A 401-nucleotide genomic window follows, 5' to 3' on the forward strand; every position below is an offset into this window, starting at 1 on the left:
CCCGCCCCGAGACGGTGCGCACCCGCACCCTGACCGAGGAGGCGGCCCGGGTCTTCCGCGCCCGGGTGGTCAACCCGCGCTGGCTGGAGGCGATGCGGCGGCACGGGTACAAGGGTGCCTTCGAGATGGCGGCCACCGTGGACTACCTGTTCGGCTACGACGCCACGACGGGGGTGGTGGCCGACTGGATGTACGAGCGGCTCACCCAGGAGTACGTCCTCGACCCGGTCAACCGCGAGTTCCTCACCGACGCCAACCCGTGGGCTCTGCACGGCATCAGCGAGCGGCTGTTGGAGGCCGCCGAGCGCGGCCTGTGGGCCGAGCCCGACCCGGCCCTGATCGCCGAGCTCCAGGCCGCCTTCCTGGAGGCGGAGGGGGACCTGGAAGGCGAGTGACGGTTC

General features: G+C 72.3%; 1 protein-coding gene. It reads left to right on the forward strand.

The annotated features are described in order from the left end of the window. The coding region (locus C7C46_RS37080) for a cobaltochelatase subunit CobN (protein ID WP_245985331.1) at positions 1-395 on the forward strand (395 nt) is incomplete at its 5' end. Between the last annotated feature and the right edge of the window lie 6 nt (positions 396-401).

The sequence above is a fragment of the Streptomyces tateyamensis genome (assembly GCF_003205575.1).
Taxonomy (GTDB): domain Bacteria; phylum Actinomycetota; class Actinomycetes; order Streptomycetales; family Streptomycetaceae; genus Kitasatospora; species Kitasatospora tateyamensis.